18 protein-coding genes, 1 pseudogene and 1 other annotated feature are annotated in these 22412 nt (G+C 34.9%); of the genes and pseudogenes, 17 read left to right on the forward strand and 2 right to left on the reverse strand.

Features of this window, described 5'->3' with window-relative positions:
• Positions 1-5: 5 nt before the first annotated feature.
• Positions 6-1328, forward strand: a complete 1323-nt coding sequence (locus CS063_RS00920) for a replication-associated recombination protein A (protein WP_099447843.1) — start codon at positions 6-8, stop codon at positions 1326-1328.
• Here the strand turns inward: CS063_RS00920 and CS063_RS00925 are convergent.
• Positions 1325-2854, reverse strand: a complete 1530-nt coding sequence (locus tag CS063_RS00925) for a putative polysaccharide biosynthesis protein (RefSeq protein ID WP_099447844.1) — start codon at positions 2852-2854, stop codon at positions 1325-1327. The genes CS063_RS00920 and CS063_RS00925 overlap by 4 nt on opposite strands.
• A gap of 173 nt (positions 2855-3027) precedes the next feature.
• Between CS063_RS00925 and CS063_RS00930 the strand changes: the two genes are divergently transcribed.
• From CS063_RS00930 to CS063_RS00970, 8 genes and pseudogenes are all read left to right on the forward strand, one after another.
• Positions 3028-3810, forward strand: coding sequence for a GTP pyrophosphokinase (locus CS063_RS00930; RefSeq protein ID WP_099447845.1), 783 nt, complete (start codon positions 3028-3030; stop codon positions 3808-3810).
• A 27-nt stretch (positions 3811-3837) separates the two neighbouring features.
• Positions 3838-4751, forward strand: a pseudogene (gene metA, locus CS063_RS00935) (homoserine O-acetyltransferase MetA).
• A gap of 829 nt (positions 4752-5580) precedes the next feature.
• Entirely contained in the window at positions 5581-6033 is a 453-nt protein-coding gene (locus CS063_RS00945) for a pyridoxamine 5'-phosphate oxidase family protein (protein WP_099447846.1), read from the forward strand.
• A gap of 69 nt (positions 6034-6102) precedes the next feature.
• Positions 6103-6453 carry an SHOCT domain-containing protein gene (locus tag CS063_RS00950; protein ID WP_308415395.1) on the forward strand — a complete coding sequence of 117 codons (351 nt, stop codon included), beginning with the start codon at positions 6103-6105 and terminating at the stop codon, positions 6451-6453.
• Positions 6454-6781: 328 nt separating this feature from the next.
• Positions 6782-7015 (forward strand): peptidase M50, encoded by a 234-nt coding sequence (locus CS063_RS00955; RefSeq protein ID WP_099447848.1) that lies wholly within the window; start codon positions 6782-6784, stop codon positions 7013-7015.
• A gap of 749 nt (positions 7016-7764) precedes the next feature.
• Positions 7765-8082, forward strand: coding sequence for a hypothetical protein (locus CS063_RS00960; protein ID WP_143452423.1), 318 nt, complete (start codon positions 7765-7767; stop codon positions 8080-8082).
• Positions 8083-8206: 124 nt separating this feature from the next.
• A complete protein-coding gene (locus CS063_RS00965) occupies positions 8207-10432 on the forward strand; it encodes a DNA topoisomerase (protein WP_099447850.1) in 2226 nt (741 codons plus the stop codon).
• Between the two features lie 135 nt (positions 10433-10567).
• The gene (locus tag CS063_RS00970) at positions 10568-10741 is read left to right on the forward strand and encodes a DUF362 domain-containing protein (RefSeq protein ID WP_099447851.1); all 174 of its coding nucleotides are present in this window, start codon (positions 10568-10570) and stop codon (positions 10739-10741) included.
• Between the two features lie 59 nt (positions 10742-10800).
• Here CS063_RS00970 and CS063_RS00975 read toward each other — a convergent pair whose 3' ends face one another.
• A complete protein-coding gene (locus CS063_RS00975; RefSeq protein WP_099447852.1) occupies positions 10801-11661 on the reverse strand; it encodes an AraC family transcriptional regulator in 861 nt (286 codons plus the stop codon).
• A gap of 324 nt (positions 11662-11985) precedes the next feature.
• Between CS063_RS00975 and typA the strand changes: the two genes are divergently transcribed.
• The 8 genes from typA to leuC all read left to right on the forward strand — a co-directional run bounded on the left by typA (position 11986) and on the right by leuC (position 22395).
• Positions 11986-13800 (forward strand): translational GTPase TypA, encoded by a 1815-nt coding sequence (gene typA, locus CS063_RS00980; RefSeq protein ID WP_099447853.1) that lies wholly within the window; start codon positions 11986-11988, stop codon positions 13798-13800.
• A gap of 608 nt (positions 13801-14408) precedes the next feature.
• Positions 14409-14655: a binding site (T-box leader), on the forward strand.
• 80 nt (positions 14656-14735) lie between these two features.
• A complete protein-coding gene (ilvB, locus tag CS063_RS00985; protein ID WP_099447854.1) occupies positions 14736-16343 on the forward strand; it encodes a biosynthetic-type acetolactate synthase large subunit in 1608 nt (535 codons plus the stop codon).
• A gap of 14 nt (positions 16344-16357) precedes the next feature.
• The gene (gene ilvN, locus CS063_RS00990; RefSeq protein WP_099447855.1) at positions 16358-16849 is read left to right on the forward strand and encodes an acetolactate synthase small subunit; all 492 of its coding nucleotides are present in this window, start codon (positions 16358-16360) and stop codon (positions 16847-16849) included.
• Between the two features lie 78 nt (positions 16850-16927).
• Positions 16928-17926, forward strand: a complete 999-nt coding sequence (gene ilvC / locus CS063_RS00995) for a ketol-acid reductoisomerase (RefSeq protein WP_099447856.1) — start codon at positions 16928-16930, stop codon at positions 17924-17926.
• A gap of 22 nt (positions 17927-17948) precedes the next feature.
• Positions 17949-18890 (forward strand): 2-isopropylmalate synthase, encoded by a 942-nt coding sequence (locus CS063_RS17975; protein WP_330400947.1) that lies wholly within the window; start codon positions 17949-17951, stop codon positions 18888-18890.
• The gene (locus tag CS063_RS17980) at positions 18857-19480 is read left to right on the forward strand and encodes an alpha-isopropylmalate synthase regulatory domain-containing protein (RefSeq protein WP_330400948.1); all 624 of its coding nucleotides are present in this window, start codon (positions 18857-18859) and stop codon (positions 19478-19480) included. Before CS063_RS17975 ends, CS063_RS17980 begins: the two co-directional genes overlap by 34 nt.
• A 3-nt stretch (positions 19481-19483) precedes the next feature.
• Positions 19484-21073 (forward strand): citramalate synthase, encoded by a 1590-nt coding sequence (gene cimA / locus CS063_RS01005; protein ID WP_099447857.1) that lies wholly within the window; start codon positions 19484-19486, stop codon positions 21071-21073.
• 56 nt (positions 21074-21129) lie between these two features.
• The gene (leuC, locus tag CS063_RS01010) at positions 21130-22395 is read left to right on the forward strand and encodes a 3-isopropylmalate dehydratase large subunit (protein WP_099447858.1); all 1266 of its coding nucleotides are present in this window, start codon (positions 21130-21132) and stop codon (positions 22393-22395) included.
• Positions 22396-22412: the final 17 nt, after the last annotated feature.

A 22412-nucleotide genomic window follows, 5' to 3' on the forward strand; every position in this document is an offset into this window, starting at 1 on the left:
GGAAGATGGATTTATTTGATTATATGAGTGAGAAAAAAGGAAGTGTTGAATCACCTTTAGCGTCACGTATGCGACCTACTCGGTTAGAAGAAATTGTAGGACAAGAGCATATTCTTGCACCAGGTAAGCTACTTTATCGTGCAATTAAAGCAGATAAGTTGCAGTCTCTTATTTTTTATGGCCCTCCAGGAACGGGTAAAACAACTATTGCCAAGGTAATTGCTAATACAACCAAGGCCCACTTTATTGTACTTAATGCTACAAGTGCAGGGAAAGCAGATATTATAAGTGCTGTGGAGAAGGCAAAGATAGAGCGTTCTATGACCAGTAAGAAGACCATTATTTTTATTGATGAGATTCATCGCTTTAATAAGGCACAGCAAGATGCTCTTTTACCATATACTGAAGATGGAACCTTGGTTTTGATAGGGGCTACGACAGAAAACCCTTATTTTGAAGTAAATCGTGCATTAATTTCTCGTTCTCTTATCTTTGAATTAAAACCTTTAAAGGAGCAAGATATTAGTCGGATTGTGAAGGAAGCTGTTTATAATAAGGAAAGAGGAATGGGAGCTTATAAGGGTGAGATTACAGAAGAAGCCATTCAGTATTTAAGCATGAATGCAGCTGGAGATGCCAGAAGTGCTTTAAATGCTATTGAACTAGCGATGATGACAACAGACCGAAATGAAGAGGGGATAATCCATATTACGCGTTCAGTACTTCAGGAGTGTATGCAAAAGAAAGTATTGAACTATGATAAAAATGGGGATAATCATTATGATATCATTTCAGCTTTTATTAAAAGCATGCGTGGAAGTGATCCAGATGCAACGGCTCACTATTTAGCTCGTATGATAGAGTCGGGAGAGGATCCTAAATTTATTGCAAGACGTATTATAATCTGTGCCAGTGAGGATGTAGGAAATGCTGATCCACAGGCATTAGTGGTAGCTACTAATGCCATGTTAGCTGTAGAACGTATTGGTTTTCCAGAAGGCAGAATTATTTTGTCTCAAGCAGCTCTTTATGTAGCTTGTGCACCAAAGAGTAATGCCAGCTTGATGGCTATTGATCAAGCTATAAGTGATGTACGAAATAAACCCATTGGAGTTGTGCCTAGTCATCTGAGAGATGCACATTACAGTGGAGCTAAGGAATTAGAACATGGTAAAGGGTATTTGTATGCTCATAACTTCCCACATCACTATGTAGAGCAGCAGTATTTACCTGATAGATTAGTAGGAACAACCTACTACGAGCTTTCAAACGAAGGTTACGAAAAAGAATTAAAGAGTTCTCTTCAAAAAAGAAAAGGCTCTATTTAAGAGCCTACTATAGTTTTGATATCTTTTAGAGTAAGACATTTAAGGGCAAAAAGTGAAAGAAGGTAAGAGCAGCCTAAGAGCAGGGTAGCAATCATTGTCCCCATTGGCAAGGAAAAATGAGTAGAGAGATAACTTCTATAGAGAGAAATTGTAAATAAGCTACAAATGATTCCAGAGGCTATGGGCTTCATAATCCAGTTGTATACATCTACAGGAAGTGAAATATTCTTTAAAACATGCCATAAGAGCAGAGTTGTCACAGTACCTGACTGTAGGAGCATAGCCACTACAAAGCCTAGAATGCCTTTTTTAGGGATGATTAAAAAGATAGTAGAAATGCAAATAAGAGATCCAATAATATTGGTTTTAAAGGTTTGTTTTTGCATGCCTAAACCATTCATGGCACCCATTAAAATATTTTGAAGGTATAAGAAAGGGCAAATGATGGCTAAAAGCTTAAGGAGATGCCCCACCTCTTCAATACCGTAGCAAGAAAGGGCGATTTCTCTTGATAGAGAAAAGAATAAAGCTGTTGCCCCTACACCGATCAAGGATGAGAACTGAATAGCCATAGACATGGTACGTTGCAGTTGTGATTGATTTTTCATAGCTGCTGCTTCAGAGATAGTAGGTACAAGAACAGTAGAGAGTGACATGGTTACCATGGAAGGAAAAAATAGTAGAGGTAGGGCCATTCCACTAAACTCACCATAAAGACCAAGTGCTGCATGAGAACTTAAACCAAACTTTTGAAGCTGAATAGGTATAAGAATATTCTCTAAGGATTGTAAGATAGAGGTAAGAAAGCGATTAGCTGTAATAGGAATAGTTAGGAGAAGAAGTTTATTGAGGGTACTGTGGTAGGGAACAGTAGCAGGTCTTAATTTTAATTGGTATTTCTTCAGCTTAAAGAAGATAATGGTCATTATAAAAGAGAAGACTTCACCAGCACACATACCTAAGACGCCTAATGCACAAGCATACTTTAGACCTTTGGGAATGAAAAAGCTAGCAAAGAAATAGATCACTAACATACGCATAGCTTGTTCACCAATCTGAGCAATAGCAGAGATAGACATTTCTTGTCTCCCTTGAAAGTAGCCACGAATGCAACAAGCAGTGCACATAAAAGGAATACAGCTTGCCAGTATACGTATAGAGAGTTCAGTAATAGGTTCATGAATAAAATAGGTGGCGACAAAAGGAGCAAAGAAATAAAGTAGTATGGAGAGTAGGGTACTAAAAGGAACGCCAATGGCTAAAGCAACTTTGAGGACACGTATGGCATCGCTATGTTGTCCTTTGGAAGTATATTCAGCAACCATTTTAGAAATAGCCAAAGAAATACCAGCAGAAGAAGCTGCCCATAGGAGCATATAAATAGGGAAGAGCAATTGATAAAGTCCCATACCTTCAGCTCCCATAACATTGGACATATAGACTCTAAAGACAAAGCCAAGAAGGCGAGTAATGAGACTTGCGAAGGTAAGGATGAGGGTACCTGTAATAAGTGATTTTTTCTTCATAAGTGCTCCTTTCAATAAAAAGTGGACAATACAACTAGTACAATTTATGTAAGAACACTCGAAAATATGAAAATATTTCTCTAAGAAGTAGAGATTGTAGGTTTCAAGTTGAGAAGAATGGTTAAATTAGATATAATAAGGTTTGAAGGTAGGTTAGATGGAGGTGAGTAGCAATGGAGACAAAAAATTGGAAAGAAATATTACTGCCCTATATTCAGGCAGTAGAAGAACTTAAAGTAAAATTCAAAAGCATTCGTACAGGGCTCATTAGTATGGATGAATATTCACCTATCGAATTTGTTACAGGGCGTGTAAAAAAGATATCAAGTATATTAGAAAAGGCAAAAAAGAAAAATATTGCTTTGGAAGATATAGAAGAAAAAATAGAAGACATTGCGGGTATTCGCATCATGTGTCAGTTCGTTGAAGATATTTATAAGGTTATTGATTTTGTTCGTGGACGGGATGGCAAAGATCTTTATATTGTAGAGGAAAGAGATTATATCACAAACACAAAAAGTAGTGGTTATCGTAGTTATCACATTATTATCAAATACCCTGTTCAAACAGGGCATGGAGAAAAGATGATTTTTGCAGAAATTCAAATTCGCACATTGGCTATGAACTTTTGGGCAACTATTGAACATTCATTACGTTATAAATATAAGCAGAATATGCCAGCTCATATTCAAGCCCGTTTAACAAAAGCAGCAGAGGCAGCTTACAAATTAGATGAAGAAATGGCAGAGATTCGTGAGGAGGTTCTTAAATGTCAAGAGTCCTTCCAACAAGAATCTCATGTGGTAGCAGATATCTTTAGTAATATTCAAGCATTAAGTGCCAAAAAGTCACCTAGTGAAATGAACGAAATTTATGAAGTGTTTTGGAGTTTATGGGAACAAGGAGATGTTGCCAAATTAAAAACCTTTAGTGAAAGCTTACAAAAAGATCATTAGAAGACAGAAAATAGAGGGGGAGTAGAAGTGCCAATTCGTGTGCCAAATGCATTGCCAGCCATTGAGGTATTGCAGAAAGAAAATATATTTGTAATGGATGAGAATCGAGCGATAAAGCAAGATATAAGGGCATTAAAAATAGCTGTACTTAATCTGATGCCTATTAAAGAGGAGACAGAGGTACAGCTTTTAAGATTACTTAGTAATACACCACTTCAGATTGATATTACTCTTTTAAGGCCTATTTCACATGCCAGCAAAAACACTTCAAAGGAGTATTTAGAAAACTTTTATCAAACCTTTTCGGAAATCAAAGAGGATAAATTTGATGGAATGATTATTACAGGAGCCCCTGTTGAACAGATGGAATTTGAGAAAGTAAACTATTGGGAAGAGCTAACTGAGATTATGGAATGGACTAAAACCCATGTAACCTCTACCTTCCACATTTGCTGGGGAGCACAAGCAGGACTTTATTATCACTATGGTATTCCTAAATATTCTTTAGAAACTAAAAAGTTTGGCATTTTTGAGCATCAAAAAATAAATTATGAAAAACTGCTTCAAGGGCTAGATGATATTGTTTATATTCCTCATTCAAGACATAGTGAGGTACATAAGGAGGATATTTTAGCTTGTGATCAGTTAAAACTCTTACTCCATTCGGAGGAAGCAGGAGTAGCCCTTGTTATAGCCAATGAAGGTAGACAGATTTTTGCTACAGGCCATGCAGAATATGACCCTAGCACCTTAGACAAGGAATATACGAGGGATCTTAAGAAAAATCTTCCTATAGAAATGCCTTGTAATTATTATGTAGATGATGAAATGGAGAAAGGAACGCTTGTACGTTGGCGTTCTCATGCGTATATACTCTTTTCTAACTGCTTAACTACTATGTTTATCAAGTCACACCCTATAATTTGGAAGAGATTAAGTAGGGGCGTTGATACTGAAAGGGTTAAGCCAGTTAGGGGTATTGGATAAATGGTTACAGATTTTGGTAAATTGGTGTAAAATGGTGTATAAAATATAAGTTTACAAAATAAATGGTGTAGAAATGGTGTAAGAAATTACACTCAAATATCATTTTTTAATATTATCAGAAGGGATCTAAAGCAGTTTAGCTTTAGGTCTTTTTTTGTTACCATTTTTCTTCCTTAATAAATAATTCATAAAGCCCTCATATTGGCTTTTTAACAGGCCGTCATATTGTATGTTTCTTAAGTGTAAGACTTGCAATCCTATTTGCTTATATGAGAGATAAAGTATAGAATAGTTATTTGAAAAGTGGTATTATTTATACATATTAGTATATAGGGGAAGAAACAGATGATAGCATTTTGGAATAGGAAAGAAATTTACATGGGGTATTCGATGGTAGATTTTATAGAAATACGCAACATACTTTCAATACATCAAATTAGACATACATATAAGATCCTATGCCCTTTTGGTGGAAGTGGTAGAAGAAGAGTTAGTTTTGGAGTAAATCCAGATTTTAGTCATATGTACTATATATACATTCATATTAAAGATTATGAATATGTATGCAAATTAATAAGAGACAATAGATAAATCAGCTTGTGGAATAAAAGCAAAATAAATCTTAGTAGATGTAGAAGGGACTTAAACCTTAATGTTTTAATAGATAAAAACTTATAATAAAATATTCTGAATATAATACAATATAGGAGGTTCTAGGTGAATTCAGCTAAAATAGGTATTATATTTTAGGAATGGATAAATTAGAGTTTGGGAGGACAAAAAATGAACGCATATGAGAAGAGTATAGAGGTATTAACAGAACTATTTAGTAAAGATTGTACGTTTTCTTTAGCTACAGTAAAAGGAGACATGCCAGCTGTTAGAGTAGTTGATGCTTATTACCACAAGAGTATGTTTTGGATTGTTACTTATGCGACAACCAATAAAGTAAAGGAAGTTACAGCAAATCCAAAGGTTGCGTTATGCAATAACCTTTATTCTTTTAAAGGAAAAGCATTCAATGTAGGGCATCCATTAGATAAAGATAATCAAGAGATAAGAGAAAAGTTAATTGAAGTATTCAAACCATGGTATTTTGCACATAATGATGAAAATGATGAAAATATGTGCTTTGTAAAAGTTGAATTGGAATACGGTTTTTTTTATAAAAATGGAAAAGGATATAAAGTTAATTTTATAGATAAAAATGCAGAAGAGTTTCCATTTACAGAGTAATGAGAGGGTGTAAATAAGTATCAAAATAGTTTTTAAGGTATGGTATACTCAGATAAGGAGGGGATGAGAATGGGAAAGAAAATAAAAGTTAAGCCAGGCAAGGCTCAATCTATGATGGGATTTTTTGTTGGTATTGTTTTTTGTGGGATTGGACTTTTTATAGTAATTCCTACATTTGGTGCCTTCGGTATTTTTTGGGCTATTATAGCAGTTATTATAACAGTTACCAATGGCATAAATGCTTTTTCAGAAAAAGGAATTGCTACCCATAGTATTGAAATTGAAGATACAGATAAAGTTGTGAAGCAAGAAGAAAGTATAGAATCAAGACTAGAGAAGTTAAAAAATTTATATCAACAAAATTTAATCACTGTAGAAGAGTATGAAAAGAAAAAAGATCAGTTACTTCAAGAATTATAGGAGAAAATAGAATGTCTTATGTTCACTGTTTTAGAATATAATAGCCAACCATCTAGGTTGGTTTTATTTTTTCTTTAAAACAACATTTACTCCACACAACAATCTACAACCCCACCAATATTTATCTATCCTATATCTATTTTGACGCTTACCTTATACCATTACTAGAGAAGGTGAGGAATAAATGTAGGGGGGAGATATAATACGTATTCAAGATAGTTTAATAGCTACTAAAACTTAAAAGTTTGAATTATTTGAAAGTATATAGGTGAGGTGGTAAAATAAAAATAATTTAAAGGTTGAAAAATAAATAGGGGGAATTCAAGATATGAAAAGAGCAGTAATTGGAGGTTTTTTAGGATTGATTGGTACATTAGGAGATATAGGAGTGTTTATAATGGTTTCTAACAACTTAGTTGGCACATGGCAAACCCCACCTGGACGCTTTTTTTCAACACTTATGCAATTAGAGATATGGCCTTTGTTGGCATTTTCTACTATTATTTTATGGGTCGGTTTAATCATTATGGGGGTGGAATATTTTAGAAAAGAGGATAAATAGGGAAGAAGTAGAGGATATAAGGGAATTGTAGGGATTAAGAGAGTATCACTTCTACAGATGCAAGAGGGGGAATGAAACATGAAGGTTGTTATTTTAGTAGTAATGTTAATAGGCTTTATATGGGAAAGTATGCTATTACCTCAAAAGGTGGAAAAAAAAAATTACAGCTGACATTGAGGAAAGAGGAGGTAAAATAGAGGACTTAAAGCTGATAAATAGGAGAGAGTGCATATACAATGTGAGCTATCTAATTTACAATCGATTGATTAGTAAAAATGTAAGATATAATTTTTGGGGAGAAATAGAGTGGATTTAGATGAAATATTAAAGCATTTATGTGTGAAATAGACAAGATTGATAGTTGCGTCGAATTAAAAAAGAAGGAAGGATTTGAGAAAGTGTAGGAGAATCCTTCCTATAAAATAAAAAGTAGGATTTTGTATATTGAAGATAAAAGTTAATTTGGTATATAATATAAGAATATAAAACGAGTAAAATTTAAAAATAATATAAGTATTCATAAGGTATTCATATAAATAGAGTTATAATAAAGAAAACTATAACTTTAGATAGGATGACTTTTGTATAATTTATAGGAAAAGAAGCAAAACTAAAAGGAAAGTGAAAATAACTTATTGTGATTGTTATAAAATTAAAATATTGATATAATAAATTATGGAACTAAAGGAGAAGAAGCTATGACCACTAAATTTAAAGAGTTCCCACTAACAGTTGAGGAGGTCAGAGAAATGATGAAAAAAGAAAAATCAAGTAAGTTTGTTTGGGTAGGTATTGCCATTGGCGTAATTGTAGCACTTATAGGTGTCATCATTTGGTTAGCTAAAAAAAGTTGCAAAGATATAGAAGAACATTATGAGTACTTCGATGATATGGGTGAAGAGGATGAGGACTACGATAATTACGAAGACTTTGATGATGATCTTTATGATGAAGAAGAAGAACAAGTAGAATATGTAAAAATTAAAGATTTTATGAATTATGCTGAAGAAGGAAAAGAAGAAGAAATAAAAGAACAAACTGAAGAACAAGATTCAGAAGAAAAATAGTTATAAATAATAAAAGTAGAACAATAATGTTACTTTATATAAAACAGACACAATGATACACTCCTTGTGTCTGTTTTATTCCGTAAGAGAAAGAATAGGTAACTTTAGTATAGGAGATGAAGGAATGAGGGTAATAATAGCGGAAAAACCTTCTGTAGCTAAAAATATAGCAGATGCCTTTAAGGTAAAGAAACGGTGTGATGGTTATTTTGAAGGAGAAGAGTATCTGATTACGTGGGCATTTGGACATCTTTTAGAACTTTATGATGCTAAAGATTATGATGATAAGATGAAAAGCTGGCGCTTGGAAAATTTCCCCTTTATGCCCCAAGAATTTAAATACAAAGTAAAAGAGGACAAGACGAAGAAGACAACAGACTTAGGAGCTAAAAAGCAATTAAAATGTATTAAAGATCTTATAAATCGTCAAGATGTGGAAGCTGTTATTTCAGCAACTGACTATGATCGAGAAGGTCAGATTATAGCAGATATTATTTTTGCTTATTTAAAGGTAAAAAAACCTATTTATCGTTTACTTCTCAATGAGTGGACGGAAAAAGAAGTACAAAAGGGTATTGAGCAGATTGTTCCTAATCGAGAGATGAAACCACTTCAAGATGCAGGAATCAGTAGACAACAAGCAGATTGGCTGATAGGGATTAATCTTACTTCTGTGGCTACTGTGAAATATGGTGGAAGAGGGGAGCTTTTAAATGTAGGGCGTGTGCTACTTCCTACTTTGAAATTGATTTATGACCGTGATCAAGAAATAGAAGCCTTTCGTGAAGAACCTTATTATAAGCTTGCAGCTACCTTTGAAAAAGGGGAATTAAACTATGAAGGAATTTATACAGAGGATAAAAAAGATAAGTTTGAAGAAAAGTCTTACTTAGAAGAGATTAAGCAAAAAATAGAAGGTAAAATAGGTCGTATTACGAAAAAGGAAAAGATAGAAAAGACGGAATACCCTCAGAGTTTATTTAACCTTTCTGCATTGCAGGGGTATGTAACCAGTAAATACCAAGGCTTTACTTCAGATAAGGTATTAAGTATTGCTCAAGGACTTTATGAAAAAAAGTATATTACCTATCCAAGGACAGCTAGTAGTGTATTAGATGAAAGTTTAGTAGATAAAGTAAGAAGTGTACTTTTTACTCTGAAAAAGGGACTTCCCTTTGAGGATGAAATCCAGTTTAGCGTGAGTAAGAAGGTTTTTAATAGTAAGAAAGTAGAGAGTCATAGTGCGATTATTCCAACCTATGTTGTTCCAAAAAATTTATCTCCTCAAGAGGAAAAGGTTTATTATGCAATTCGCAATCGCTTTTTAGCCCAGTTTATGCCACCAGCTAAAATAGAAGAAACAACTATTGAGACGACTATAGAGGGAACTCCCTTTGTTTTTATAACTAAAGGAAAGATTCAAAAGGAATTAGGCTTTAAAAAGGTCGAGCAAGAACAAAGTAAAGAGGTTATTTTACCATCTCTGGAAGAAGGTATGCAGTTTGAAATAGAGAAGTTAGCGCTTGCAGAACTGAAAACTAAACCGCCTGCACCTTATACGGAGAAAACTCTACTTCGTGCTATGGAAACCTGTGGAAAACAGTTTAAAGCTTCAGGAGATGAAGAGGATAAGTCAGAGGATGAAAAAGAAGAAAGTGAATTTATGGATGCGATCCTTAGTGGCTTTAGTATTGGAACACCTGCTACTCGAGCAGAGACACTTAAAAAATTAAACACTACAGGTTATACGGTGATGCAAAAGAAGAATATACGATGTACACCAAAAGGAAAATATATTATTGAAATGCTTCCAGTTAAAGAACTGATGGATTTAGAGTATACAGGAAGATTAGAGAAGACCTTACAAGACATTGAAAAGGGAAAGGTAACAAAAAATGATTTCTTAGTACACATTAAGCAGTTTGTAGCCAGTGCTATTAAGGATATTAAAGGGCAAAGAGCACGTAGCTTAGAACTTTCTTCATCAAGCACAATAGCTCCTGCATCGTATAGAGCTTCTAAAGCTACTTCAAGTGCACAAGTAAAATCGGAAGAACGTGAACGATTAGGAAAGTGCCCTTATTGTGGTGGGGATGTTATAGAAGGGAAAAAAGGCTTTGGCTGCTTAGGGTATAAGACGGGCTGTCATTTTGTGCTTTGGAAAGAAATACCCGATTTGCAGGCTTATGGGAAAAATCTTACGAAGACTGCCGCTAAAGCTCTTCTAAAAAAAGGAGAAGCAACGTTTAGAAATGTAAAACTACCTAGTGGTGAAAAAAGAGATGTGTTAGTTAAATTAGTAAAAGAGCAAGAAAATAAAGAGGCAAAAATTGTAGTAAATCTACTATAAAATAAAACTAGACTTCTGTTAATCTTCTTGACAGGCTAGTACCAATAATAGTATTATTAACTTGAGTTTGAGGTATTAAAAATCAAACATAATTAATGAAAAAAACAAATCTATTATTTAATGGAGGGAATAGCAATGGCATATTTTATTAATGATGAATGTATCAGTTGTGGAGCTTGTGAAAGTGAATGTCCAGTAAGCTGCATTTCTGAAGGAGATGGCAAATATGTAATCGATGCAGATGAATGTATCGAATGTGGTGCATGTGCAGGTGTTTGTCCAGTTGGTGCTCCAAATCCAGCTGAATAATAAAGAGTTAACGTAAAAACACTAAAAGAGGTGCTTCCTAAATAAAGGGAGTGCCTCTTTTAGTGTTTAGAAAAGTATCTGCACTTAGAAGGTGGAAAACCATAATATTTTTTAAAAAGCTTACTAAAGTGATACATATCTGTATACCCTACTTGTGCTGCAATCATACGAATAGGCAGGTCTGTTTTCTCAAGGAGCTCTTTAGCGTGAGAAAGACGAATATGAATGAGATAATTAATAGGGGAAGTACCTACTTCTTCTTTAAAAATTTTGGAAAGATAAACTTGACTAAGATACATATCTTTTGAAAAGACTTCTAAAGATATATCTTGCATGTAATGAGTATTCATATAATGAATCATAGCTTCTGCTAACTCTCTTTTTTGCGGATAACCAAAGGAGAGCGTACTTTTAGTCTCTATGATTGGTGTATTTTCAAGTTCACGATAAATAAGGACAACAAGCTGTGTAACAAGAAGACGGAGCATCGTTTTATAACCAGGCTTCCTAGAAGTATTTTCTTTTAAAAGTGTATGACACGTTTCAAAGAAAATAGATTTATTTTCTTTAAAATCAAAAAGTGGTAATTTTTTTAGAAGAGGAAAGTAATTAAATTCACCTGTAGGGAGGAGTAGATGATTAAGGCCAATATGTAGATCCTTATAATGTTCTTGGACCGGCAAAGTAACTGCGTGTAAAACATTAGGGTTAAGTACAATAAGGCTTTCTTTGGGAACGTTCATTTCCTGGTCATCAAATTGATAATGGGCAGTACCATCTAGAATGATAGACAACTCAATCATTTCATGGGTATGAGGTTTAGATTGGACATGAGAGTTTTGTAATTGGGGAAATTCATTACTAAACACATAAAGCACCTCGGGATTAAGTAGATGAGAGAGTTGTACTTTGCTAGACATACTAGGCCTCCTAATTTAAAATGAAACTATTTTTATTATAGATAATATAAAAACCTACAGCAAGCATAAATATTTTTATATAAAAATATTTTGGAAAAAAGAAAGGTACTTTTTAGAAAATATATGTAAAAAAACATAAATAAGAAAGTAAAATCCCTTAAAATATAGAGACATTCCTACAAAAAATAGCCCTCTAATTACTTGACTTAAATGTTTAAAACATTTACTCCATGTAGATACTATGAATATTATAGTTGTGAAAGATGATGAAACGTGATAAAATTAGTACTTGTGATTAACAGAAGAAAGAAGGTTTTATAACCTATGAGTGATATGAAAATAATTAATATAGCGGTAATTGCTCACGTAGATGCAGGAAAATCTACATTAGTAGATGCATTTTTAAACCAAAGTGGGGTTTTTCGCGAAAATGAAGAACATGTTGACTGCGTTATGGATAGTAATGATTTAGAGAGAGAACGTGGGATTACGATTTATTCTAAAAACTGTTCTATTAAGCATGGTGATTACAAAATCAATATTGTAGATACACCAGGACATAGTGACTTTTCCTCAGAGGTAGAACGTGTTATTCGTACAGTAGATACTGTTATTTTATTAGTGGACTCCATTGAGGGCCCTATGCCACAAACACGTTTTGTACTTCAAAAGTCTTTAGAGTTAGGACTTAAGCCTATCCTCGTTATTAACAAGATTGATAAGCCTAATCACCGAGCAGAAGAAGTTGTGGATATGACTTTTGATCTCTTTGTAGATCTACAAGCCAATGATGAACAATTAGATTTCCCTATTCTTTATGGAATTGGTAAACAGGGTATTATGCAATATAATCTTGAAGAAGAAGGACAAGATATTATGCCACTTCTTGATACTATTATTGAACGTGTAGGTGAGTATCCTAAGCAAGATGATGAACCTCTTCAACTACAAATCAGTGCCCTTGCGTATGATAACTTTGTAGGTCGTCTTGGAATTGGACGTATTTACAAAGGTAAAATTAAAGAAGGTCAAACAGTAGAGATTGCTGATAATGAAGGTAAAATACGTAGTGCAAAAGTTTCTAAGGTTATGGTATATGAGGGTCTTAAACAAGTTGCTGTACCAGAAGTAACAAGTGGAGACATTGTTGTTATTGCGGGTGTAGCGGATATTTCAATTGGTGAAACAGTAGGAGAAATTGGCAAAGTAGAAGCAATGACTCCTATTACTATTGAAGAACCTACTCTAGCTATGAACTTCCTTGTAAATAGCTCACCTTTTGCTGGGCAAAGTGGTAAATATGTTACAACAAGGCATATTAAAGAGCGCCTTGAAAAAGAAACAGAAATTAACGTTGGTTTAAGAGTAGAACCTATGGAAACGACAGATGGATATCGTGTATCTGGGCGTGGAGAACTTCACTTATCTGTTTTAATAGAAAACATGAGAAGAGAGGGTTATGAACTCAGTGTATCTAAACCAGAGGTTATTATGCACCGAGATGAAAATGGAAAATTAGTTGAACCAGTTGAGCGTGTTATTATTTCTGTGCCAGAAGAGTATTCAGGTTCTGTTATTAGCAAGCTTGGTCTTAGAAAAGGTATGCTACAAAGCATGGAGCCAGAAAATGGGCATATTCGTATTGAATACCTTTGTCCAACCCGTTCGCTTCTTGGCTTTAGAAGTGAGCTTATTACAGATTCTCGTGGTGAAGCAACCATGGTAAGAAGGATTGAGGGATATACAGAATATGTAGGTGAACTTCCAAGGCGTGCGAATGGTGCCCTTATTGCACAAGAGATGGGAACGACTATGGGCTATGCTCTTAACTCATTGGAGGATAGAGGGACTCTTTTTGTTAAACCAGGTGTAGAAGTTTATCCTGGAATGATTATTGGTCAAAATAATCGTAAAGAAGATATGACTGTTAACCCATGTAAAAATAAAAAACAAACCAATACGCGTTCTTCTGGTGCGGATGATGCCATTCGTTTATCCCCACCAAAAATCTTTAGCCTTGAAGAAGCTCTAGAATTTATTGAAGAGGATGAATTAGTAGAAATTACCCCTGATGCCATTCGACTTCGTAAAAAAATTCTAGATGAAGGCGAAAGGACACGTGCAGCTAGAAAAAAATAAATAAGAAATAAATGAGAAGTGCAGAGTAGACATAATGTTTACTTTGTGCTTTTTTATTTGAGAAAAATAAAAGAACTAAAAATGAAGTTTCTAAAATGCTATAACAAAAAGTTATAGTTTGCATAAGAAAATAATATTTCATTTATAATAAAAAGAGAGATATACTATATAAAAGTAGCATTATATGAAAACTTAATTATACAAAAATTTAGGTAAGACATACTATAAGATAAAAGATGATTTAAAGATAAAAACTCTAGATAATAAGAAATAGCATTGTTTAAGTAGCAAAACAAATAGAAATAAAATGCAATAAATAGAATAAATATTCAAAAATACAAGAGCTCCTATCAGAAAAAAATACAAAAGTGATAGATTATGTAGAGTAAGAATAAAGAGTAGTAAAGAGGCGAGAAGTCTTTAAAAGAGGGATATTTACTTAAATTACATCAAAAATAAAGAAGAAAAAGTTAACATAAGTTTAAAATGAAGGATTTAAGAGTTTTTAAAATTAGATTTTAAAATAATGCAAAATTAAACATAAAATTAGATAAAATTATTGACACCTTCCTTTAATATTGTTAAAATACTTATAAATTAATAGTTGAACAAATGCAATGAAAGAGAATGGCTTTTGCAAAATCACTATCAGAGAGTTAACGGTTGGTGCAAGTTATCAGTGAAGCAGTAAGCAAATCACTCTTGAGCAGAGCTTATGAAAGGTAAGACTAAGTAAGAAGTTTCCGGAGGCCCCGTTACAGGCAACAGTTTGATAGAACTGAGTGAGCGGACTTATAATAGGAGTGTTATAGGTCAAGATGGGTGGTAACGCGTGGAATATTCCTCGTCCCGTTAATGGGATGAGGATTTTTTATATAATTTTTTGGAGTAAATTATATTTTATGAATATTAAATAATAAGAAGGAGGGAAAGGTATGAAATTATCAGATGTATTTGTTCGTTGTTTGGTGGAAGAGAATATAGATGTTATATTTGGCTATCCTGGAGCAGCTGTTTTAGCAATTTATGAATCCTTGAGGACCTCAAGTATTCATCATGTGCTTGTTAGGCAGGAACAAGCGGCTGTACATAGTGCTAGTGGCTATGCACGTACAACCGGTAAAGTAGGCGTATGTATCGCAACTTCTGGACCAGGAGCAACTAACCTTATTACAGGGATTGCAACAGCTTATATGGACTCCATTCCGATGGTGATTTTTACAGGACAAGTAAAATCTAGCCTTATAGGAAGAGATGTTTTCCAAGAGGTAGATATTACAGGTGCAACAGAACCTTTTATCAAACACAGCTATCTCATTAAAAAGGCACAGGATTTTCCTCGTATTGTGAAAGAAGCTTTTTACATTGCGCAAACAGGTAGACCTGGGCCAGTGCTTATAGATATTCCAATGGATATTCAAGATGAGCAAATTGACTATATTTATCCCAAAGAAATTAACATAAGAGGATACAAGCCAACGGTAGAAGGGCACATGGGTCAGATTAAGCGTGTTGTTAAGTTGTTAGAACGTAGTAAGAAGCCTCTTATCTGTGTCGGTGGAGGTGTTATGCTTAGCCACGCAGAAGAAGAACTTAGAGAATTTGTAGCAAAATCCAACATCCCAGCAGTACATACATTAATGGGTATAGGAGGGTTGCCTACTAGTTCATCTTATAATATGGGGATGATAGGTAGTCATGGTTTCAATCATGCTAATTGGGCACTTAAAAATGCAGATACTATTCTCTTTATGGGAGCACGTATTGCAGATCGTGCAGTGGCGAATGCAGGTATTTTAAATGATAATGCCAACATTATTCATATTGATATTGATCCTGCTGAAATCGGTAAAATTACATCGGCTACTATTCCATTAGTAGGAGACATCGGTTCTATATTAAGAGAGATGCTTCCGCTTATAAAACCGATGGAAACTGCTACATGGCAAGAAGAGATAGTAGCAAAGGTTAAACAGAAGGAAGAAGTACATGCAAACGGTTATATTAATCCTAAATTAGTTGTAAGAAAGCTTTCGGAGATGTTAGGTGAAGAAGCTATTATTGCAGCAGACGTGGGGCAAAATCAATTTTGGACTGTACGCCATATGGAGATGAAAGGTAATCGTAAGCTTATTTGTTCAGGTGGTTTTGGTACAATGGGTTATTCTCTTCCTTCTGCAATAGGAGCCGCTATTGGCAATAAAGAAAAGCAAGTAGTGAGTATACTAGGGGATGGAAGCTTTCAAATGAGTTTTTTTGAATTAGGTACACTGATTCAAGAAGGAGTAGCACCTGTTATTATTTTATTTAATAATAGTGGTCTAGGTATGGTAAGAGAACTTCAAAGAAGAACAGAGTTAAAAGAACATGGTGTAGGTCTTAAGTGTAATCCGGATTTTGCAGCTATTGCGAGGGCTTATGGTATTGCAGCAAAAACAATTACAAGTCCAGTAGAAATAGAGGGAGCTATTCAAGAAGCACTTGAGAGCCATCAACCTTATTTCTTGGAGTTCATCGTAAGTGATAAAGAATCTACATTATAAAGAGGAGGGATAGGATGCAAAAGCATGTTTTATCTGTATTAGTAGAAAACCATTCAGGTGTACTAAGTAGAGTCTCAGGACTATTTAGTCGAAGAGGTTATAATATTGATAGTTTATCTGTAAGTGAAACAGAACACTCTGATATTTCGCGTATGACAATTGTAACAGAAGCAGATGAATACACTTTAGAACAGGTTAAAAAACAGCTCAATAAATTGGTAGATGTGATTAAAATTGTAGAATTAAAAGAGCATACAGCCATTTATAGGGAGCTAGCGCTTATTAAAGTAGAGGCTGATACACGTAGCCGGGCTGAAATTATAGAAATTGCTAATATTTTTAGGGCACATATTGTAGATGTTTCTAAAACATCTCTTATTGTAGAGGCTACTGGAGATCAAGGTAAGATTAAAGCTTTAACGAATATGCTAGAACCTTATGGGGTGAAAGAAATTATTCGTACAGGGCTTACAGCTCTTCAAAGAGGAGAGTCAGAACTTAAGTAATTAAAATAAAAGTGATTTACTTTTATTTTAATCATATATTAAAACTATTATTGATGAGATTCTAAGGAGGATTTTAAAATGGCAAAATTATATTATCAAAAGGATTGTAACTTAGATTTATTAAAAGGAAAAACGGTAGCGATTATCGGTTACGGTAGTCAAGGACACGCACATGCCCTTAACTTACATGACTCAGGTGTTGATGTAGTTGTAGGTTTATATAATGGAAGCAAGTCATGGAAAATTGCAGAAGAAGCTGGACTTAAAGTGATGACAGTAGCAGAAGCTACACAGGCTGCTGACTTTATCATGATTTTATTACCAGATGAAAAGCAAGCAGAAGTATATAAAAATGAAATTGCACCTTATCTTACAGAAGGTAAAACACTTTCTTTTGCACATGGTTTCAATATTCACTTCAAACAAATTGTACCACCAGAACATACAAACATTGTTATGATCGCTCCAAAAGGACCAGGTCATACAGTAAGAAGTCAATTCTTAGAAGGACGTGGTGTACCATCCTTAATCGCAGTTTATCAGGATGCTACAGGTAATGCACATGATATCGGTCTTGCTTATGCAGCAGGTATTGGCGGTGCTAGAGGTGGCGTTCTTGAAACAACCTTTAAAGATGAAACAGAAACAGACCTTTTCGGAGAGCAAGCTGTTCTTTGTGGGGGTGTAACAGCTCTTATGAAAGCTGGTTTCGAAGTATTAGTTGAAGCTGGTTATGAACCAGAAAGTGCTTATTTTGAATGTATCCATGAAATGAAGCTTATCGTTGACCTTATTAACAAAGGGGGATTTGAATACATGAGATATTCAATCTCTGATACAGCTGAGTATGGTGACTATACAGTAGGACCACGTATTATCACAGAAGATACAAAAAATGAAATGAGAAAAGTACTTAAAGAAATTCAAAACGGTACATTTGCTAAAAACTGGATTTTAGAAAACCAATCTAATCGTGCCTACTTCAATGCCACACGTCGTATAGAAGCAGACCATGAGCTTGAAAGAGTTGGTAAAGAGCTTCGTAGCATGATGTCATGGGCAAGCGAAAATAAATAATAAAAAATGGAGAGGGATAATAATGGCAAACTTTGTTAAGATTTTTGATACAACACTTCGAGATGGTGAGCAATCACCAGGCTGTAGCATGAACCTTGCTGAAAAGCTAGAGGTAGCACTGCAATTAGAGCGACTCGGTGTTGATGTAATGGAAGCTGGCTTTGCAATCGCATCTCCTGGAGATTTTGCCTCTGTAAAATCAATTGCAAAAACCATTAAAAATGTGAAGGTAGCGAGTCTTGCAAGAGCACTGACGAAAGATATTGATGCAGCAGCTGAGGCACTTAAGGCTGCTAAGTATCCTAGAATACATACCTTTATTGCAACCTCTGATATTCATATGCAATATAAGCTTAGAAAAAGCCCGGAGGAAGTTTTAGAAACTGCCATTGAAATGGTTAAATATGCAAAACGCTTTTGTGAAGATGTAGAATTCTCAGCTGAGGATGCATCCAGAAGCAATCCTGCTTTCTTATATCAAATCTTCGAGGCTGTTATTAAAGCTGGGGCAACAGTTATTAATGTACCTGATACCGTAGGCTATACCTCACCAGAAGAATTTACAAAACTTATTCATGGGATTAAAGAAAACGTACCTAGTATTCATAAGGCAGATATTTCTGTACATTGTCATAATGACCTTGGTCTTGCTGTTGCTAACTCTTTAGCAGCAGTTAAGGCTGGGGCTACTCAAATCGAATGTACCATTAATGGTATTGGTGAAAGAGCAGGTAATGCAGCTTTAGAAGAAGTCGTTATGAACTTAAATACACGTCATGATCTCTATGGTTTAGATTGCAAGATTCATACTAAAGAAATCTATAGAGCCAGTAAACTTTTAAGCAGTATTACCGGTGTACGTGTACAGCCTAATAAAGCTATTGTAGGCGAAAATGCTTTGCGCATGAGTCAGGTATTCATCAACATGGTATGTTGGCAAATAAAGAAACCTATGAAATTATGACACCTGAATCAATTGGTCTTACAGAAAATAAAATGGTACTTGGGAAACACTCAGGTAAGCATGCTTTTGAAGATAAGTTAAATGCAATGGGCTACCACTTAGACACAGAAGCGTTAGCTACAGCTTTTGAACAATTCAAAGTATTAGCTGATAAGAAAAAGGATATTACTGATCGTGACATTGAGGCATTAGTATGCCGCAAAACAGTACAAATTCCAGAAGCTTATAAATTAGACCGTTTTGTTATTAATTCAGGAAATACCATTACTACTACTTCATCTATGCGCCTACTTAGTAAAACAGGTCATATTTTAGAAGAAGTTGTATCTTCTTATGATGGACCAATTGATGCTTCTTATAAAGCCATTGATAAATTGGTAGGTAAGAAGTTTATGTTAGAAGACTTTGTCATCAATTCCGTAACAGGTGGAACAGATGCACAAGGGGAAGTAAATGTTAAGATTAGCAATAATGGTCGTATATATAATGGACACGGTGTAAGTATGGATATTGTTGAAGCAAGTATTTTAGCTTACATTTCAGCAATTAATAATATGCTTTATGACCAAGAGGAGAAAAGGGAGGTATAAGGAGTGAAGAAAATCGCTATATTTGATTCTACTCTTAGGGACGGCGCACAAGCAGAAAGTATCTCCTTTTCCGTTGCAGATAAATTAAAGATTGTAAGTACTTTGGATGAGCTTGGGGTGGGTTATATTGAAGCCGGTAACCCCGGCTCCAATCCTAAGGACTTAGAATTTTTTACAGAAGTAAAAAAGGTGACTTTAAAAAATGCAAAACTTGCAGCTTTTGGAAGCACCAGACGACGAAATATAAAAGTAGAAGAAGATAGCAATGTGCAGTCTTTACTTGTAGCAGATACACCTGTTGTTGTTATATTTGGGAAAACATGGGATTTTCATGTGACAGACATTATAAAAACAACACTTGAAGAAAATTTATGTATGATTGATGAAACAATTCGTTTTTTAAAAGCAAAAGGCAAAGAAGTGATTTTTGATGCAGAGCACTTTTTTGATGGCTACAAGAATAATCAAGCATATGCGTTAAAGACACTTGAGACTGCTCAAAAGGCTGGTGCAGATTGTATTGTGCTTTGTGAAACAAATGGAGGGGCATTTCCTGATGAAGTCATTGAGATTATGAGTGACGTCAAAGAGAAGATATCGTGTGAAATAGGGATCCATACTCATAATGATACAGGTATGGGTGTAGCCAACAGTATAATGGCTGTTTTAGCTGGTGCAACTCATGTGCAAGGTACCTTTATAGGCTTTGGTGAACGTTGTGGAAATGCTAATCTCTCAACGATTATCCCTAATTTACAACTAAAAAGAGGCTATCAATGTATACCCGAAGAAAATATGGTGAAGTTAACACTTGCGGCAAGGCGAATTGCAGAAATAGCTAATATTTCCTTAGGAGAGCATATGCCCTATGTAGGAAAAAGTGCTTTTACACATAAAGCAGGTATGCATATTGATGGGGTAACAAAGGCACCTATTTCTTTTGAACACGTAGTACCAGATAGTGTAGGAAATGAAAGAAGATTCTTAATGTCAGAGGTAGCTGGACGGAGTACCATTTTAGAAAAGGTACAGCGCATTGCACCTCATATCACAAAGGATGATGCTGTAACAGGTCAAATTATTGCACGTATTAAGGAATTAGAACATAAAGGTTATCAGTTTGAAGGAGCAGATGGAACCTTTGAATTGCTCGTTCGCAAGGCATTAGGTAAATATAGACCTTTTTTTGATTTAGAAGAGTTTAAAACAATAGGTGAAGAACCTTCACATTCAAAAGAAATCAGTTCCTCAGCTATTATTAAAGTAAGAGTAGATGGTAAGGTAGAGATGACAGCAGCAGAGGGAGAGGGACCGGTGAATGCCCTAGATAAGGCCCTTAGAAAAGCCCTAGAAGTTTTTTATCCTGAGCTAAAGACCGTTCACCTTACTGACTATAAAGTAAGAGTATTAGATACCAAGTCAGCAACAGCTGCGAAGGTACGTGTGCTTATTGAGTCCACAGATGGTGAGGATTATTGGAGTACTGTAGGGGTTTCAACTGATATTATAGAAGCGAGTTGGATTGCACTGGTTGATTCCATTGAGTATAAACTTATAAAGGATATTGAGAAGCGTTTTAAAGCCTATTTATAAAACGTTCATCAAGTGTTTTAAAGCAAGTAGATATAAACTTAAGGAGGAATTGGGAAATGGGAATGACAATGACACAAAAAATATTGGCAGCACATGCAGGGCTTGAAAGCGTAGTAGCAGGTCAATTAATTGAAGCAAAATTAGATTTAGTATTAGGAAATGATATTACATCACCAGTAGCTGTAAAAGAATTTAATAAAATTGGCTGTGACTGTGTGTTTGATAAAAGTAAGGTAGCTATTGTACCTGATCACTTTACACCTAATAAAGATATTAAAGCAGCTGAACAATGTAAATTTATTAGAGAGTTTGCTAAAGAAAAAGAAATTGAAAATTACTTTGAAGTAGGTCAAATGGGTATTGAACATGCGCTTATTCCAGAAAAAGGGTTAGTTGTACCAGGAGATGTAGTTATTGGTGCGGATTCTCATACTTGTACGTATGGTGCATTAGGTGCTTTTTCAACAGGTATTGGTAGTACAGATATGGCAGCTGGTATGGCAACAGGTAAAGCATGGTTTAAGGTGCCTTCAGCGCTTAAGTTTGTATTAACGGGTACGCCAAGTAAACATGTAAGTGGTAAAGATGTGATTCTTCATATCATTGGCATGATTGGCGTAGATGGTGCACTGTATAAATCCATGGAATTTGTAGGTGAAGGTATTAAGAACCTCTCTATGGACTCACGTCTTTGTATGGCGAATATGGCGATTGAAGCAGGGGCTAAAAACGGAATATTCCCTGTAGATGAAAAAACTTTAGAATTTGTAAAAGAGCATAGCACAAAACCCTACACAGTCTATGAAGCTGATGAAGATGCCGAATATGATGCAGTTTATGAAATCGACCTTGCAAAAATCCGTCCAACTGTAGCATTCCCACATCTTCCAGAAAATACAAAAACGATCGATGAGATTGGCGTGCAAGAAGTAAAAATCGATCAAGTGGTAATTGGTTCTTGTACCAATGGTCGCATGGAAGACCTTCGTATTGCCAGAGATATCCTTAAAGGTAAAAAAGTATGTCAAGATATCCGTGTTATTGTTTTCCCAGGTACTCAAAAGATTTATTTACAAGCACTTGAAGAAGGCATTATTAAAGATATCGTAGAAGCAGGTGCTGTATTTAGCACACCAACTTGTGGGCCTTGCTTAGGTGGCCATATGGGTATTTTAGCAGCAGGAGAGCGAGCTGTTTCTACTACAAATCGTAACTTCGTAGGACGTATGGGACATGTTGATTCAGAAGTTTATCTTGCAAGTCCTGCTGTAGCAGCAGCATCTGCTTTAACAGGCTATATTACTAATCCAGAAACACTTTAATTTAAGGAGGAATAAGA

Origin of the sequence: Sporanaerobium hydrogeniformans (assembly GCF_002735925.1) — a bacterium.
Classification (GTDB): domain Bacteria; phylum Bacillota; class Clostridia; order Lachnospirales; family Cellulosilyticaceae; genus Sporanaerobium; species Sporanaerobium hydrogeniformans.